Here is a 14904-nt window from a genome sequence, read left to right on the forward strand (position 1 = left end):
ACTCGTACTCCGAACGGCTTTCGTCGTCGCACAGAGAGGTTCCGCCGTGCTCGCCCTCGTCGCCGCGCTGCTCCTGCTGGGAATCCTCCTCGGGGCGGTCGCCCACCTCCCGCTCGCGATCTCCCTGGCCGCCACGACCGTCATCGGCTGCTGGCTGCTGATCTTCGCCGTCCGCGAGCGCACATCGCGCCGTCCGCGCTGACCCGCAGGCCCCGCGGCCCGCACCCGCCGAGCCTGTCGTTTCCCCCGCCGATCCGAAGGAGCTCGCACCATGACCCTCACCGACCTCGCCCGCCGCGCCACGGGGAGCCCCGCCGACGCCTCGGCCGGGACCGCCGTTCCCGGCGCCGGCCCGGCCCCCGCCGCGGACGCGCCCGGCCAGGCCGTCCCCGAGGCCGAACCCGCGACGACGGACGCGGACGCGCGTACGAATGCCGCCGTACGTCCGGACGCCGCCGCGTCCCGGCCCGCGGGGCGTGAGGCGGACTCCCTCGCCGTCGCCTCCTTCGTCCTCGGCCTCGTCGGGCTGCTGATCTTCAACATCGTGCTCGGGCCCACCGCTGTCGTGATGGCGCTGCTGTCCCTGGCCCGCCGCACCCGCCGCCGTGGACGCGCCTTCCTGGGTCTCGCGCTGGGCGTCGCGGACCTCGTCGTGCTCGCCGTCCTGGTCACCGCCGACGGCGCGGTCGCCTGGAACATCGGCGGCTGACACCCGTCCCCCTCGGGGGTCCGCGGGCCGCCGCTCCCCGGCGCGGAGGGGCTCCGGCCGGACTCCGGACCGGGTCTCCGTCCTGGTCACCGCCGTCCGCGCGGCCCTGCGCCGGCCCCGGCCGTGACGCGCCCGGCGTGCGCCCCGCCCCGGGCTCGTAGAATCGGCCCCACCATGGCATACCTCGACCACGCCGCGACCACGCCGATGCTTCCCGAAGCGATCGAGGCGATGACCGCCCAGCTCTCCGTCACCGGCAACGCGTCCTCGCTGCACGCCGCCGGACGCCGGGCCCGCCGTACCGTCGAGGAGTCCAGAGAAGCCCTCGCCGACTCCCTCGGCGCCCGCCCCAGCGAGGTGGTGTTCACCTCCGGCGGCACGGAGGCCGACAACCTCGCCGTGAAGGGCCTCTACTGGTCCCGCCGCGACGCCGACCCCCGCCGCACCCGCGTCCTGACCGGTCCGGTCGAACACCACGCGGTCCTCGACGCCGTCGACTGGCTCGCCGAGCACGAGGGCGCGACCGTCGAGCACCTCCCGGTCGACCGCCACGGCAGGGTGCACCCGCAAGACCTGCGCGAGGCGGTCCTCCGCAACCCCGACGACGTTGCGATGATCACCGTGATGTGGGCCAACAACGAGATCGGCACCATCATGCCGGTACACGAACTGGCGGCGGTCGCGGCGGAGTTCGGGATTCCCATGCACGCCGACGCGGTCCAGGCGTACGGGCAGCTGGAGGTCGACTTCGCCCGCTCCGGGCTGGCCGCGATGACGGTCAGCGGCCACAAGATCGGCGGCCCCTTCGGGATCGGCGCGCTGCTGCTGGGCCGCGACCACACCCCCGTACCCGTGCTGCACGGCGGCGGCCAGGAACGCCACGTACGCTCCGGAACGCTGGACGCGCCCGCCGTCGCCTCCTTCGCGGTCGCCGGGCGGCTGGCCGCCGAGCGGCGCGAGCAGTTCGCCCGGCGGGTGGGCTCCCTGCGCGACGACCTCGTGGCCGCCGTGCGCCGGGCCGTGCCGGACGCCGTGCTCGGAGGCGACCCCGACCCGGCCGGACGCCTCCCCGCCAACGCCCACTTCAGCTTCCCCGGATGCGAGGGCGACTCGCTGCTCCTCCTGCTGGACGCCCGGGGCATCGCCTGCTCCACCGGTTCGGCCTGCACCGCCGGCATCGCCCAGCCCAGCCATGTCCTGCTCGCCACCGGCACCGACCCGGACCTGGCACGCGGCACCCTGCGCTTCTCGCTCGGCCACACCTCGACCGAGGAGGATGTGAAGGCGCTCGCCGAGGCGATCGGCCCGGCGGTCGAACGGGCCAGGACCGCCGGACTGAGCTGACGGGACGCCGCGCTACGCCTTCGCCGACGGCGAGGGCGAGGGTGCGGCGGTGGGCGCCGCCGCAGCCCGCCGGACCAGCTCCATGTACCGGTCCCAGTCCCAGTGCGGCCCCGGATCGGTGTGGTCGGTGCCCGGCACCTCCACGTGCCCGATGATGTGCTCCCGGTCGACGGGTATCCCGTGCCGGGCGCAGATGGAGGCCGTGAGCCGCGCCGATGACGCGTACATCTCCTTCGTGAGGTCCTTCGGCCGGTCCACGAACCCCTCGTGCTCGATGCCCACCGCCCGCTCGTTGTAGGCGCGGTTGCCCGCCTGGTACGCCACGTCCAGCTCGCGGATCATCTGGACCACCCGCCCGTCCTGCCCCACGATGTAGTGCGTCGCGGCCTGGTGGGCGGGGTCCTGGAACACCTTCACCGCGCTGGCGAAGCTGCCCTGGGTGACGTGGATGATCACCCGGTCGACGGGGAAGTCGGCCGGGCGGTCCGCGCGCCGCCAGTTCGCGTCCGACGCCGCCACCCAGGTCGCCCCCGGATAGTCCAGCTCGCCCGGCTTGCGGGGCTTCTCGACGCCGGGCACCTGCCACCACAGCCGCTTCACCGTGTCGCGGGCGAGCAGGGCGGCGGCGCCGGCCGCCACCGCGCCCCCGCCGATCAGCAGCGCGCGCCGGCTGACGCCGTCGCCGGACTTCTTCCGCGACGACGAACCGGACGGCTTGCGTGACGCCCCGGTGCTCCCGTTGTTGCTCATGTGATCGTCAACGCATATCCGCGAGCGTTCGGTTCCCGGCGACCCGTACCCTGGAGGGGCTATGACTCAGACTTCCCAGCGCCCCCTGCGTGTCCTCGCCGCGATGTCGGGCGGCGTGGACTCCGCCGTCGCCGCGGCCCGTGCCGTCGAGGCGGGCCACGACGTGACCGGTGTCCACCTCGCCCTGTCCGCGAACCCCCAGTCCTTCCGGACCGGGGCGCGCGGCTGTTGCACCATCGAGGACTCGCGGGACGCCCGCCGAGCGGCCGACGTCATCGGCATCCCGTTCTACGTCTGGGACCTGGCGGAACGCTTCCGCGAGGACGTCGTCGAGGACTTCGTCGCGGAGTACGAGGCCGGGCGCACGCCCAACCCCTGCCTGCGCTGCAACGAGAAGATCAAGTTCGCCGCGCTGCTCGACAAGGCCCTCGCCCTCGGCTTCGACGCCGTGTGCACCGGCCACTACGCCACCGTCGTCCTCACCGAGGACGGCGGCCGGGAGCTGCACCGCGCCTCCGACATGGCCAAGGACCAGAGCTACGTCCTCGGCGTCCTGGACGAGAAGCAGCTCGCCCACGCCATGTTCCCGCTCGGCGACACCCTCACCACCAAGGACGAGATCCGCGCCGAGGCCGAGCGCCGGGGCCTGGCCGTCGCCAGGAAGCCCGACAGCCACGACATCTGCTTCATCGCGGACGGCGACACCCGGGGCTTCCTGGCGAACCGCCTGGGCGGACCGGCCGAGGGCGACATCGTCGACGAGTCCGGTACGAAGCTGGGCACCCACGAGGGCGCGTTCGGCTTCACCATCGGCCAGCGCAAGGGCCTGAAGATCGGCCACCCGGCCCCCGACGGCAAGCCGCGCTACGTCCTCGACATCTCCCCGGTGAACAACACCGTCACCGTCGGCCCCGTCGAGGCCCTGGACGTGACCGCGCTGACCGCCATCAAGCCCCGCTGGTGCGGAACGCCCCCCACCGGGCCCGGTGCGTACACCGCCCAGCTCCGCGCCCACGGCGGCGAGACCGAGGTCACCGCCGAGCTGGTGGACGGCTCCGAGCTCCACGTCACCTTCGCCGAGCCGGTCCGGGGCGTGGCCCCCGGCCAGGCGGTCGTCCTGTACGACGGCACGCGCGTGGTCGGCTCGGCCACCATCGCCACGACCGTGCGCCGCGAACGGGTGCCGACGGCCGGCTGAGCCGGGCCCCGCCCGGGGCCGGGTGCGGGCCGGTCAGGACGTGGGACGCCCGCCCGTACGTGTATCCGCGCGGGGGCCCCGTCACGACGCCCGGCCCCGGACGTGTGCGTGCGGGAGCCCCGTCACGGCACCCGCCCGTACGCGTACACGTCCTGGGTGAAGAACTCCGCCAGCACCGGGGCGAGCACCTGGGGCGCCACCTCGCGCATCTGGCCCGTCAGCGTGCGGTGCCTGCCCCGCGGCAGGGCGTCGGCCAGCATCCGGGACGTCGCGCGCGCCGGGGCGCTGCTGAAGCCGCCGCAGATCACCAGCGTCCTGGCGGCGACGGTGGCGAACCGCTCCGCCGGAATCGCCCCGTCGCCCAGCAGCCCGTCGTCGTACGCCAGGGTGTGGGCCATCGCCTCCAGCTCCGCCCACCTCGGCGTACGCCGCATCCGGGCGGCGGTCCCCTCGGCCACCCCCGTCATGGACAGGAACAGCTCCACCGCCCCGGCCCGGTCCCCGGCGGCCAGCAGCCGGTACAGCCGGGTCGTGCAGCGGGCCTTGAACAGGAGGCCGGAGGCGCCCGGCGTGTAGGGCGGCTCGTACACGGCGCACAGCTCCACCGGCAGCCCGGCCGCCGCCGCCTCCAGAGCCAGCGCCCCGCCGGACGACATCCCGAAGAGCGACGCGCCCGCCCCGGCCGCGCCGACGACGGCGGCCAGGTCCTCGACCTCCCGCCCGGCCGCCCAGCCGCCGTCCCCGCTGGCGCCCCGGCCCCGGCGGTCGTAGGTGATCACGGTGAACCGCGGCGCGAGCAGGGCGGCCAGCGGCGCTTCGGTCGCCGCGGTGCTCAGCGCCCCGCCGACCAGCACCAGCGGCGGGCCCTCGCCCTGGCGGAGGTAGGCGATCGGCGTGCCGTCGGCGGAGAGAATCCTGTCCATGCGTGAGGAGACCGGGGCGGGCCCGGAAACTCATCGCTCCGGCGGAGAAGTTTTTTCGGAGCGCCTCCTCCGGTCAGCCGGCCACCGTCTCCGTGTCGTAGAAGCAGAAGTGGTCCCTGATCGCGGCGACTTCCGGCTTCGGGTCCGGGTAGGCCCAGACGAGATCGGCGGCGCCGGGCCGCGACCAGTAGGAGGCGTCCCCCTTGAACGGGCAGTGGGTGGAGGTGTCCGAGACGGAGAGCAGGTCGGTGCGGACGTCCTCGGGCGGCAGGTAGTAGCGGACCGGACAGCCGGTCTCGCGCAGCACGAGCGGGCGGCGGCTCTCGGCCAGCACCTGCCCGTCGTGCACCGCCCGGACGTGCTCGGTGCCCTGCTCGACGGTGATGCGGTGTCCTCGGGTGGCAGTCATGTCCGGTTCAGCGACGCGGGGGGCCGTCTTCTTCCCCGTACGGCCCGCGTTCCCCGCGACGGGTGGGCGAGGAGGCGTCCGGAGCGGGTCGTACGGTGGCCCCATGAACATCTGCGTCTTCCTCTCCGCCGCCGACCTCGACGACCGCTACACCGTGCCCGCCCGCGAGTTCGCCGAGCTGCTCGGCCGGGGCGGCCACACCCTGGTCTGGGGCGGCTCGGAGAGCGGGCTCATGAAGGTCGTCGCGGACGGCGTCCAGTCGGCGGGCGGCCGGCTGGTGGGGGTGTCCGTCGACTTCCTCGCCGCGAAGGCCCGGACGAACGCCGACGAGATGGTCATCGCCCGCGACCTCGCCGAGCGCAAGGCGCTCCTCCTGGAGAAGGCCGACGCGATCGTGATCATGGTAGGTGGGACCGGGACGCTCGACGAGGCCACCGAGATCCTGGAGCTGAAGAAGCACGGCAGGCACACCAAACCCGTCGTCCTGCTGAACACGGCGGGCTTCTACGACGGGCTGCGCCGGCAGTTCCAGCGCATGGAGGACGAGGGCTTCCTGCCCGTGCCCCTGACCGACCTGGTCTTCTTCGCCAAGGACGGCGTCGGCGCGCTCGCCTACCTGGAGGAGTCCGCCGGACTCCAGTGAGCGGCCCGTGTCCAGGAGCGCCGCCCGCCCGCCCCGAGGGATCCGCCGGACGCCGGGAGGCGCCCCGCCGCCTAGGATCGCCCCATGCCTACCCACCTCATCACCGGCGCCGGTTCCGGCATCGGGGCCGCCGTCGCCCGCCGTCTCCTGGAGCGCGGCGACGACCTCGTCCTGCTCGCCCGCGACGCCGGCCGCGCCAAGGAGTTCGCCGACCGCTATCCGGGCGCGCGCACCCTCGTCGGCGACCTCGGCAACCCGGACCGGCTGTCCTGGGCCTTCGGCCAGCAGGCCATGCCCGAGCGGATCGACACCCTGCTGCACATCGCGGGCGTCGTCGAGCTGGGCGAGGTCGGGGAACTCACCCCCAAGGCCTGGCACTTCCAGCTCGACGCCAACCTGATCGCCCCCGCCGAGATCACCCGCCTCCTGCTCCCGCAGCTGCGCGTCGCCCGCGGCCACGTCCTGTTCGTGAACTCCGGGGCGGGGCTCAACGCCCACGCCGGGTGGAGCGCGTACGCCGCGAGCAAGCACGGCCTCAAGGCGCTCGCGGACTCGCTGCGCCACGAGGAGCACGGCAACGGCGTACGCGTCACCAGCGTCTACCCGGGCCGTACCGCCAGCCCCATGCAGGCCAAGGTGCACCAGCAGGAGGGCAAGGAGTACGACGCGGGGCGCTGGATCGACCCCGAGTCGGTGGCCACCACCATCCTGATGGCGCTCGACCTGCCGCGCGACGCCGAGGTCAACGACCTCACCGTCCGCCCCGGCCGCTGACCCCGACGCCGGACGCCGACGCCGGGCCGCAACCCGCGTGCGCCGTGCCGCAGCCCCGCGTACTCCGGGCGGGCGCGGGGGACCGTAGGCTTCCCGCGTGAGCGAGAAGAGCAAGTTCAGCGGGTGTCCGGCGACCGGCATCGGATCGATGCCCGGGGGAGACGCGAGGGAGGCGGCGAAGACCGTCACCGGCTCCTTCGCCGACGGCCAGGGCATGCCGCACCTGGCGGAGCTGCCCGCGCGCGGGCCCGGCGCCGACATGATCGGCCGGACCATCGGCATGCTCGTCGAGATGTACGGGCACGTCGAGCCCAGCGGCTGGCGGATCAGCGACCGGCCCGGCCGCGACACCCGCCGCGCCCGCTCCTGGCTGGGGGAGGACCTCGACGCCCTGGAGGAGTTCACCCAGGGCTACGAGGGGCTGCTCAAGGTGCAGGCGGTCGGCCCCTGGACGCTCGCCGCCGCCCTCGAACTGCGCGGCGGCGAAGCCATGCTGGCCGACGCCGGGGCCTGCCGGGACCTCGCCGGCTCCCTGACCGAGGGAATCCGCGCCCATCTCGCGGAGGTCCGCCGCCGGATGCCCGGTGCCGAGGTGGTCCTCCAGCTCGACGAACCTTCCCTGACCGCCGTCCTGCTGGGCCGGATCCGCTCCGCCAGCGGCTACCGCACCTACCGGGCCGTCGACCGCCAGATCGTCGAGGGGACCCTGCGCGACGTGCTCGCGGCGGCGGGGGAGGACGGGACGACGGTCGTCCACTCCTGCGCCCCCGAGGTGCCGTTCGCGCTGCTGCGCCGGGCCGGGGCGGACGGAATCTCGTTCGACTTCTCGCTGCTCACCGAGCGTGAGGAGGAGGCGATCGGGGAAGCCGTCGAGGGCGGCACCCACCTCTTCCCGGGCGTGGTGCCCTCCACCGACGCGGCAACGACGGCATTGTCGGACCCGGGCGGTAGCGTCATGGGAGTCAGGAAGCTGTGGAGCAGGCTGGGGCTGCATCCGGGGACTCTCGCCGGGTCCGTCGCGGTCACCCCGTCGTGCGGTCTCGCGGGCGCGTCGCCCGCGTACGCCCGTACCGCGCTCGCCCACAGCGCCAGAGCGGCGAAGTCGCTCGCGGACAACCCTGAGTGACGGGGACGACGGGCGAACGGGAGGACGGATCGATGGCCGGCGAACAGCGGGTGGAGCAGGAGAGCTCGGTTCCGGCGGACGTGCGGGAGAAGCACGCGCTGCTGGCCGAGCAGATCGAGGAGCACCGCTTCCGCTACTACGTGAAGGACCAGCCGGTCGTCAGCGACGGTGAGTTCGACCGGCTGCTGCGCTCGCTGGAGGCCCTGGAGGAGGAGCACCCGGCGCTGCGCACCCCGGACTCCCCGACCCAGAAGGTCGCCGGGCCCTACCGGACGGAGTTCACCTCCGTGGCCCACCGCGAGCGCATGCTGTCCCTGGACAACGCCTTCGACGACGAGGAGCTGGCCGCCTGGGCGGACCGGGTCGCCAAGGACGTCGGCACCCCCGACCACCACTTCCTGTGCGAGCTCAAGATCGACGGGCTCGCGGTCAACCTCACCTACGAGAACGGCCGCCTCACCCGCGCGGCGACCCGCGGCGACGGGCGTACCGGCGAGGACATCACCCCCAACGTCCGCACGATCGCCGAGATCCCGCACCGGCTGAAGGGCGAGGACATCCCGGCGCTCGTCGAGATCCGCGGCGAGGTCTTCTTCCCCATGGAGGACTTCGAGGAGCTGAACGCCCGCCTGGTCGCCGCCGACGACAAGCCCTTCGCCAACCCGCGCAACGCGGCGGCCGGATCGCTGCGGCAGAAGGACCCCAAGGTCACCGCCGGCCGCCCGCTGCACATGGTGGTGCACGGCATCGGCGCCCACGAGGGCCTGAGCATCGACCGGCTCTCGCAGGCGTACGAGCTGCTGCACGCCTGGGGCCTGCCCACCGCCCGGCACAACAGGGTCGTCGACTCCCTCGCGGGAGTGCGGGAGTTCATCACGTACTACGGCGAGCACCGGCACTCCGTGGAGCACGAGATCGACGGCGTCGTCGTCAAGCTCGACGAGATCCCGCTCCAGGGGCGGCTGGGCTCCACCTCGCGCGCCCCGCGCTGGGCCATCGCCTGGAAGTACGCCCCCGAAGAGGTCAACACCAAGCTGGTCAACATCCGCGTCGGCGTCGGCCGCACCGGTCGCGTCACCCCGTACGCCCAGGTCGAGCCGGTCGAAGTGGCCGGTTCCGAGGTCGAGTTCGCCACCCTGCACAACCAGAACGTGGTCAAGGCCAAGGGCGTCCTCATCGGCGACACCGTGGTCATCCGCAAGGCGGGCGACGTCATCCCGGAGATCCTCGGCCCCGTCGTCGATCTGCGCGACGGCACCGAGAAGGCGTTCGAGATGCCTACGCACTGCCCCGAGTGCGGGACGGAGCTGCGCCCGATGAAGGAGGGCGACATCGACCTCCGCTGCCCCAACGCCCGCACCTGCCCGGCCCAGTTGCGCGAGCGGGTCTTCTACCTCGCCGGACGCAAGAGCCTCGACATCGACCACTTCGGCTATGTGGCGGCCGCCGCCCTGACCCGGCCGCTGGAGCCCGCCGAGCCGGTCCTGAGGGACGAGAGCGACCTGTTCTCCCTCACCGTCGAGCAGCTGCTGCCGATCCGGGCGTACGTGCTGGACCAGGACAGCGGGCTGCCCAAGCGCGACCCGAAGACCGGCGAGGAGAAGATCGCCACCGTCTTCGCCAACCAGCAGGGCGAGCCGAAGAAGAACGCGGTGGCCATGCTGGAGGGCATCGCCGCCGCCAAGGAGGCCCCGCTCGCCCGGATCCTCACCGGGCTCTCCATCCGCCACGTCGGGCCGGTCGCCGCCCAGGAGCTGGCCCGTCAGTTCCGCTCCATCGACCGGATCGACGAGGCGAGCGAGCAGGAGCTGGCCGACGCCGACGGGGTGGGCCCGATCATCGCCGCCTCCGTCAAGCAGTGGTTCGCCGAGGACTGGCACCGCGAGATCCTGCGCAAGTGGCGCGAGGCCGGGGTGCGGATGGCCGACGAGGGCTCCGACGAGGACGAGGGCCCCCGCCCGCTCGAAGGGCTCACCGTCGTCGTCACCGGCACCCTCGCGGGCCACACCCGCGACGGCGCCAAGGAGGCGCTCCAGGCCCTCGGCGCGAAGGTCACCGGATCGGTGTCGAAGAAGACCGCCTTCGTGGTCGTCGGCGACAACCCCGGCTCCAAGTACGACAAGGCGATGCAGCTCAAGGTCCCCGTGCTCGACGAGGACGGCTTCGCGGTCCTGCTCGAACACGGCCCCGACCGCGCCCGCGAGGCGGCCCTGCCCGTCCCGGAGGCCGCGCCCGAGGCCGGCGGGGAGTAGCTGCGGGGCGGCGGCGGAGCGACGGGGGAGCAGCCGCCGCCGGGCCGTCGTTCGCCCACCGTTCTCCGGATCGCAATGCCTTCGAGACGCTCTCCCGGCGTGGCGCGGCTCCCATGGGGAAGGAAACGGGGCAGAGGGGTGAAGATGGGTCACGCGTTCCCCGAATGACCCTGTCGCGCCACCCGTTCGGGTCAATAGCAGATGGTGACGGGTGGTCGGTTCGCATTCGGGCAAGAGCTGTAGAGCGCTGCCCCTGGAAGCCTTTCGCGGCCTACTGTTGAGACGTACGCCCGCCGTCCACGGGCCCTCGACCGGGCCGTGGCCCCACGGAAGCGGGCGCCACCGAGGGACACGCCACCGAGGGACATCGGCACCGCCGGCTGTGAGAGGGACGGAATGAAACCGACCGAGAGCGCCGCCCCGGTGTCGCGGCTGCAAGGTTTCGCCGGCCTCACGGCCCCCGTGGGCGCGGTCGTCGTGGCGATCGCCGCCTTACTGCTGGCGGTCGGGTCGTACCGGACCGTCCAGCAGGGCCACGCACTCTTTCCGGACGGGGCGGTCGGCTGGTCGCTCGCCGTGCTCACCGGGATCATCGTCGGCCATCTGGTCGCCCTCGGCCGTGACCGGTGGTGGGGCGGCACCGGCTCCGGCGCCGCCCTCACCCTCGCGGTGCTCCTGCTGTACGGCTGGCTCCCGGCCGTCCTGGTCTCCCTCGCCGTCGTGGTGCTCGTCGGGACCGCCCGCCGGCACCGCTGGTGGCAGGGGCTGCTGCACGGCGGGGTCGACATGCTCGGTATCGCCGCCGCCGCCCTCGTGCTGGCCGCCTTCGGCGAGGTCCCCACCGTCGAGGAGCCCTGGCGGCCACTCGACTGGGGCATCGCGGCCGTCCCGGAACTGCTCCTGACGGCGTCCACGTATCTGCTCGTCACCCGCGTCCTGCTCTGGTACGCCCAGGCCCCGCACAGCGGCGGACTGCCCACCATCGCCCGTACGGCGATGCTGCGGCAGGGGCTCGTCGCCGTGGCGCTGCTGGGGCTCGCCCCGCTGATCTGCGCCGTGGCGATGTCCATGCCCGTCCTGCTGCCGCTCTTCGCGGTGCCGCTCATCGCCCTGGACTCCACGCTGTGGATCGCCCGCGCCCGTGCCGAGGAGCAGTTGCGCGACCCGCTGACCGGGCTCCCCAACCGCCAGTGGCTGCTGGAGCGGACCTGGTCGGCGCTGGAGGACGCGGAGTCCCTCGGCACCCGCTCCGCCCTGGTCCTCATCGACCTCGACCGTTTCCGCGCGGTCAACGACACCCTGGGGCACCTGGCCGGCGACCGGCTGCTGCTCCAGATAGCGGAGCGTCTGCGGCTGGCCCTGCCGCGCGGCGCGGAGGTGGCCCGGCTGGGCGGCGACGAGTTCGCCGTGCTGCTGCCGCACACCGACTCCACCACCAGTGCCCAGCAGGTCGCCCGCCACCTGGTCGCCGAACTGTCCTCGCCGCTCGACCTCGACGGGCTGATCCTCGTCCTGGAGGCCAGCGCCGGGGTCGCGGTCCACCCGGACCACGCCCTGGACGCCGAGGGGCTGCTGCGCCGGGCGGACGTCGCGATGTACCAGGCCAAGCGGGACCGCACGGGCGTGGAGGTCTACGAGTCCAAGCGGGACAGCAACACCCCCGACCGGCTCGGGCTCCTCGGTGATCTCCGCCGGGCGCTGGACGCGGGCGAGGTCGAGCTGCACTACCAGCCCAAGGTCCGCTTCGACGGGCAGGTCGCAGGCCTGGAGGCGCTGGTGCGCTGGGTGCACCCGGAGCGCGGCCGGGTCCCCCCGGACGAGTTCATCGCCATCGCGGAGTCCTCCGGTTTGATGCCGCACCTCACCGAGTACGTGCTGGAGACGGCGCTCGCCCAGGTCGCCCGCTGGCGGGCGCAGGGCCTGTTCGTCCCGGTGGCGGTCAACGTCTCCCCGCGCGACGTGCACACCCCCGGCTTCGCCGGGAGCGTCGCCGCCCGGCTCGCCCGCCACGGCGTGCCCGCGGGAGCGCTCCAACTGGAGATCACCGAGCACGTGCTGCTGGAGGACCCGCAGCGCGCCGCCGACACCCTGGCAGGTCTCACCGCGCACGGCGTGAAGATGTCCCTCGACGACTTCGGGACCGGCTATTCCTCCCTGGTCCACCTGCGCAGGCTCCCGGTCAGCGAGCTGAAGATCGACCGCTCCTTCGTGGCCCGCCTGGCGGTCGACCACGAGGACGCCGAGATCGTCCGCTGCACCATCGACCTGGCCCACTCGCTCGGCCTGGTCGTCGTCGCGGAGGGCGTCGAGGACGACGAGACGTGGGAGCGGCTGCGGGATCTGCGGTGCGACGCGGTGCAGGGGTGGCTGGTGGCGGCCGCCATGCCGCCGCAGGAGACGACGGCCTGGCTGCGGGCGCGCGGCGAGCACGGCTGGCGGCGGCCCGCGGAGCTGAAGGCGCAGGCCGCGGCCGCCGCCACCGGCTCGGCGACGGGCTCGATGAACGCGTCGCTCAACGGCGTGGTCAACGGCGCCGTGAACGGTGCGGTCAACGGCGCCGTGAACGGCTCGGCGAACCGGGCGGCGGACGGCCCGGCGGAGACCGACACCCCCTGAGGACCACGGGGACGCGGCCCGTGAAGGCGCAGCCCGATCGGGGTGGGGCACCCGCCCTCGGGAGACCCCATAGGATTGGGCCAAAACCACACACCAACCCCTGAGGATCGCTGCATGCCTGGCATCACGCGCGAGGAGGTCGCCCACCTCGCCCGGCTGGCGCGTCTGGAGCTGAAGGGCGAAGAGCTCGATCACTTCGCCGGTCAGCTCGACGACATCATCGGCGCGGTCGCCCGCGTCTCCGAGGTCGCCGACCAAGACGTACCGCCGACCTCCCACCCGCTGCCGCTGACCAACGTCATGCGCGCGGACGAGGTCCGTCCGTCGCTCACCCCCGCGCAGGCACTCTCCGGCGCCCCGGCCCAGGAGCAGCAGCGTTTCAAGGTGCCGCAGATCCTGGGGGAGGACTGATCACCATGTCGGACATCATCAAGCTCACCGCGGCCGAGATCGCCGCGAAGATCGCCTCCGGCGAGCTGACCGCCGTCGAGGTCACCGAGGCCCACCTGGCCCGGATCGACGCCGTCGACGAGAAGGTCCACGCCTTCCTGCACATCGATCGCGAGGGCGCGCTCGCCCAGGCACGCGCCGTGGACGCCAAGCGCGAGGCGGGCGAGAAGCTCGGCCCGCTGGCCGGCGTCCCGCTCGCCCTCAAGGACATCTTCACCACCAAGGACATGCCGACCACCGTCGGCTCCAAGATCCTCGAAGGCTGGGTCCCGCCGTACGACGCGACGCTCACGCAGAAGCTGCGCGCCGCCGACGTCGTCATTCTCGGCAAGACCAACATGGACGAGTTCGCCATGGGGTCCTCCACCGAGAACAGCGCCTACGGCCCCACCGGCAACCCCTGGGACCTCACCCGCATCCCCGGCGGCTCCGGCGGCGGCTCCTCCGCCGCCCTCGCCTCCTACGAGGCCCCGCTCGCCATCGGCACGGACACCGGCGGCTCGATCCGCCAGCCCGCCGCCGTCACCGGCACCGTCGGCGTCAAGCCCACCTACGGCGGCGTCTCCCGCTACGGCATGGTCGCCTTCTCGTCCTCCCTGGACCAGGGCGGGCCCTGCGCCCGTACGGTCCTGGACGCGGCGCTGCTGCACGAGGCCATCGCCGGACACGACCCGATGGACTCGACCTCCATCGACGCCCCGGTCCCGCCGGTCGTCGAGGCCGCCCGCAACGGCTCCGTCGAGGGCATGCGCGTCGGCGTCGTCAAGCAGTTCCGCGGCGAGGGCTACCAGGCGGGCGTGCTCCAGCGGTTCGATGAGTCGGTCGAGCTGCTGAAGTCGCTCGGCGCCACGGTCATCGAGCTGGACTGCCCGTCGTTCGACCTGGCGCTCTCCGCGTACTACCTGATCGCCCCGTCCGAGTGCTCCTCCAACCTGGCCCGCTTCGACGCCATGCGCTACGGGCTGCGGGTCGGCGACGACGGCACCCGCTCGGCCGAGGACGTCACCGCGCTCACCCGCGAGGCCGGTTTCGGCGACGAGGTCAAGCGCCGCGTCATCCTGGGCACGTACGCGCTCAGCTCCGGCTACTACGACGCGTACTACGGCTCGGCCCAGAAGGTCCGCACCCTCATCACCCAGGACTTCGAGAAGGCGTTCGAGCAGGTCGACGTGATCGTCTCCCCGACGACCCCGACCACCGCCTTCCCGATCGGCGAGCGCGCCGACGACCCGATGGCGATGTACCTCGCGGACCTGTGCACCATCCCCACCAACCTGGCCGGCAACTCCGCCATGTCGCTGCCCTGCGGCCTGGCCCCGGAGGACGGCCTGCCGGTCGGACTGCAGATCATCGCCCCCGCCATGAAGGACGACCGGCTCTACAAGGTCGGAGCGGCCGTCGAGGCCGCCTTCGTGGAAAAGTGGGGGCACCCGCTGCTTGAGGAGGCTCCGTCGCTGTGAGTGCCATGGCAAAGAAGGCCAGTAACTTCAAGAAGTCCAAGACCGGGCTGTACGTCTCGCTCGGCAGTACCGCGTTCGGCGCGATCAGCATCGCCAAGCAGGCGAAGCTCGCCCGCCAGGACAACGACGTGCTGCGGCTCGTCGACGCGGCGGTCTCCGCGGCCGCCATCGTCACCGGACTCGCGATCCTCTATCGCGAACTGAAGCGTCTCGGCGACGACGACGTTCTGCTGGGCTGAGAGGGAAAGTT

The 14904-nt window shown here is 73.1% G+C and carries 15 protein-coding genes; 12 read left to right on the forward strand and 3 right to left on the reverse strand.

Annotated features, from left to right (window positions below; all coding sequences use genetic code 11):
- Positions 1-46 precede the first annotated feature (46 nt).
- The 3 genes from QFZ71_RS22570 (at position 47) to QFZ71_RS22580 (ending at position 2053) form a co-directional block, all read left to right on the forward strand.
- Entirely contained in the window at positions 47-202 is a 156-nt protein-coding gene (locus QFZ71_RS22570; protein ID WP_307669986.1) for a hypothetical protein, read from the forward strand.
- 69 nt (positions 203-271) lie between these two features.
- The gene (locus QFZ71_RS22575; RefSeq protein WP_307669987.1) at positions 272-709 is read left to right on the forward strand and encodes a hypothetical protein; all 438 of its coding nucleotides are present in this window, start codon (positions 272-274) and stop codon (positions 707-709) included.
- A gap of 174 nt (positions 710-883) precedes the next feature.
- Positions 884-2053 (forward strand): cysteine desulfurase family protein, encoded by a 1170-nt coding sequence (locus QFZ71_RS22580; protein ID WP_307669988.1) that lies wholly within the window; start codon positions 884-886, stop codon positions 2051-2053.
- A 12-nt stretch (positions 2054-2065) separates the two neighbouring features.
- On the opposite strand, the gene QFZ71_RS22585 is transcribed toward QFZ71_RS22580, so the two are convergent.
- Positions 2066-2803, reverse strand: coding sequence for an N-acetylmuramoyl-L-alanine amidase (locus QFZ71_RS22585; protein ID WP_307669989.1), 738 nt, complete (start codon positions 2801-2803; stop codon positions 2066-2068).
- Positions 2804-2864: 61 nt separating this feature from the next.
- On the opposite strand from QFZ71_RS22585, the gene mnmA reads away from it, so the two are divergent.
- Positions 2865-4001 carry a tRNA 2-thiouridine(34) synthase MnmA gene (gene mnmA, locus QFZ71_RS22590; RefSeq protein WP_307669990.1) on the forward strand — a complete coding sequence of 379 codons (1137 nt, stop codon included), beginning with the start codon at positions 2865-2867 and terminating at the stop codon, positions 3999-4001.
- A 122-nt stretch (positions 4002-4123) separates the two neighbouring features.
- Here the strand turns inward: mnmA and QFZ71_RS22595 are convergent, their stop codons facing one another.
- Both QFZ71_RS22595 and QFZ71_RS22600 read right to left on the reverse strand, forming a co-directional pair.
- Positions 4124-4924 carry an alpha/beta fold hydrolase gene (locus QFZ71_RS22595; RefSeq protein ID WP_307669991.1) on the reverse strand — a complete coding sequence of 267 codons (801 nt, stop codon included), beginning with the start codon at positions 4922-4924 and terminating at the stop codon, positions 4124-4126.
- Positions 4925-4997: 73 nt separating this feature from the next.
- Complete coding sequence (locus tag QFZ71_RS22600; protein WP_307669992.1) at positions 4998-5333, reverse strand: DUF427 domain-containing protein; 336 nt, start codon at positions 5331-5333, stop codon at positions 4998-5000.
- 103 nt (positions 5334-5436) lie between these two features.
- On the opposite strand from QFZ71_RS22600, the gene QFZ71_RS22605 reads away from it, so the two are divergent.
- The 8 genes from QFZ71_RS22605 (at position 5437) to QFZ71_RS22640 (ending at position 14893) form a co-directional block, all read left to right on the forward strand.
- On the forward strand, positions 5437-5976 hold the full coding sequence (locus QFZ71_RS22605; protein WP_307669993.1) for a TIGR00730 family Rossman fold protein: 540 nt from the start codon (positions 5437-5439) through the stop codon (positions 5974-5976).
- Positions 5977-6060: 84 nt separating this feature from the next.
- Entirely contained in the window at positions 6061-6750 is a 690-nt protein-coding gene (locus tag QFZ71_RS22610) for an SDR family oxidoreductase (protein ID WP_307669994.1), read from the forward strand.
- A 97-nt stretch (positions 6751-6847) separates the two neighbouring features.
- Positions 6848-7876, forward strand: coding sequence for a methionine synthase (locus QFZ71_RS22615; protein ID WP_307669995.1), 1029 nt, complete (start codon positions 6848-6850; stop codon positions 7874-7876).
- A gap of 32 nt (positions 7877-7908) precedes the next feature.
- The gene (gene ligA / locus QFZ71_RS22620) at positions 7909-10128 is read left to right on the forward strand and encodes an NAD-dependent DNA ligase LigA (protein WP_307669996.1); all 2220 of its coding nucleotides are present in this window, start codon (positions 7909-7911) and stop codon (positions 10126-10128) included.
- A gap of 396 nt (positions 10129-10524) precedes the next feature.
- On the forward strand, positions 10525-12744 hold the full coding sequence (locus QFZ71_RS22625) for a bifunctional diguanylate cyclase/phosphodiesterase (protein WP_307669997.1): 2220 nt from the start codon (positions 10525-10527) through the stop codon (positions 12742-12744).
- A 114-nt stretch (positions 12745-12858) separates the two neighbouring features.
- On the forward strand, positions 12859-13155 hold the full coding sequence (gatC, locus tag QFZ71_RS22630) for an Asp-tRNA(Asn)/Glu-tRNA(Gln) amidotransferase subunit GatC (RefSeq protein ID WP_003966094.1): 297 nt from the start codon (positions 12859-12861) through the stop codon (positions 13153-13155).
- Between the two features lie 5 nt (positions 13156-13160).
- On the forward strand, positions 13161-14654 hold the full coding sequence (gatA, locus tag QFZ71_RS22635; protein WP_307669998.1) for an Asp-tRNA(Asn)/Glu-tRNA(Gln) amidotransferase subunit GatA: 1494 nt from the start codon (positions 13161-13163) through the stop codon (positions 14652-14654).
- Positions 14655-14659: 5 nt separating this feature from the next.
- Entirely contained in the window at positions 14660-14893 is a 234-nt protein-coding gene (locus tag QFZ71_RS22640) for a hypothetical protein (RefSeq protein ID WP_018492329.1), read from the forward strand.
- Positions 14894-14904 lie beyond the last annotated feature (11 nt).

The organism is Streptomyces sp. V2I9, from assembly GCF_030817475.1.
In the GTDB taxonomy this organism is placed as follows: domain Bacteria; phylum Actinomycetota; class Actinomycetes; order Streptomycetales; family Streptomycetaceae; genus Streptomyces.

Coding starts and splice junctions, on each gene's coding strand:
- QFZ71_RS22610 (WP_307669994.1), top strand. CDS start 6,061: ATGCCTACCCACCTCATCACCGGCGCCGGTTCCGGCATCGGGGCCGCC.
- ligA (WP_307669996.1), top strand. CDS start 7,909: ATGGCCGGCGAACAGCGGGTGGAGCAGGAGAGCTCGGTTCCGGCGGAC.
- QFZ71_RS22625 (WP_307669997.1), top strand. CDS start 10,525: ATGAAACCGACCGAGAGCGCCGCCCCGGTGTCGCGGCTGCAAGGTTTC.
- mnmA (WP_307669990.1), top strand. CDS start 2,865: ATGACTCAGACTTCCCAGCGCCCCCTGCGTGTCCTCGCCGCGATGTCG.
- QFZ71_RS22605 (WP_307669993.1), top strand. CDS start 5,437: ATGAACATCTGCGTCTTCCTCTCCGCCGCCGACCTCGACGACCGCTAC.
- QFZ71_RS22600 (WP_307669992.1), bottom strand. CDS start 5,333: ATGACTGCCACCCGAGGACACCGCATCACCGTCGAGCAGGGCACCGAG.
- QFZ71_RS22575 (WP_307669987.1), top strand. CDS start 272: ATGACCCTCACCGACCTCGCCCGCCGCGCCACGGGGAGCCCCGCCGAC.
- QFZ71_RS22580 (WP_307669988.1), top strand. CDS start 884: ATGGCATACCTCGACCACGCCGCGACCACGCCGATGCTTCCCGAAGCG.
- gatA (WP_307669998.1), top strand. CDS start 13,161: ATGTCGGACATCATCAAGCTCACCGCGGCCGAGATCGCCGCGAAGATC.
- QFZ71_RS22595 (WP_307669991.1), bottom strand. CDS start 4,924: ATGGACAGGATTCTCTCCGCCGACGGCACGCCGATCGCCTACCTCCGC.
- QFZ71_RS22640 (WP_018492329.1), top strand. CDS start 14,660: ATGGCAAAGAAGGCCAGTAACTTCAAGAAGTCCAAGACCGGGCTGTAC.
- gatC (WP_003966094.1), top strand. CDS start 12,859: ATGCCTGGCATCACGCGCGAGGAGGTCGCCCACCTCGCCCGGCTGGCG.
- QFZ71_RS22585 (WP_307669989.1), bottom strand. CDS start 2,803: ATGAGCAACAACGGGAGCACCGGGGCGTCACGCAAGCCGTCCGGTTCG.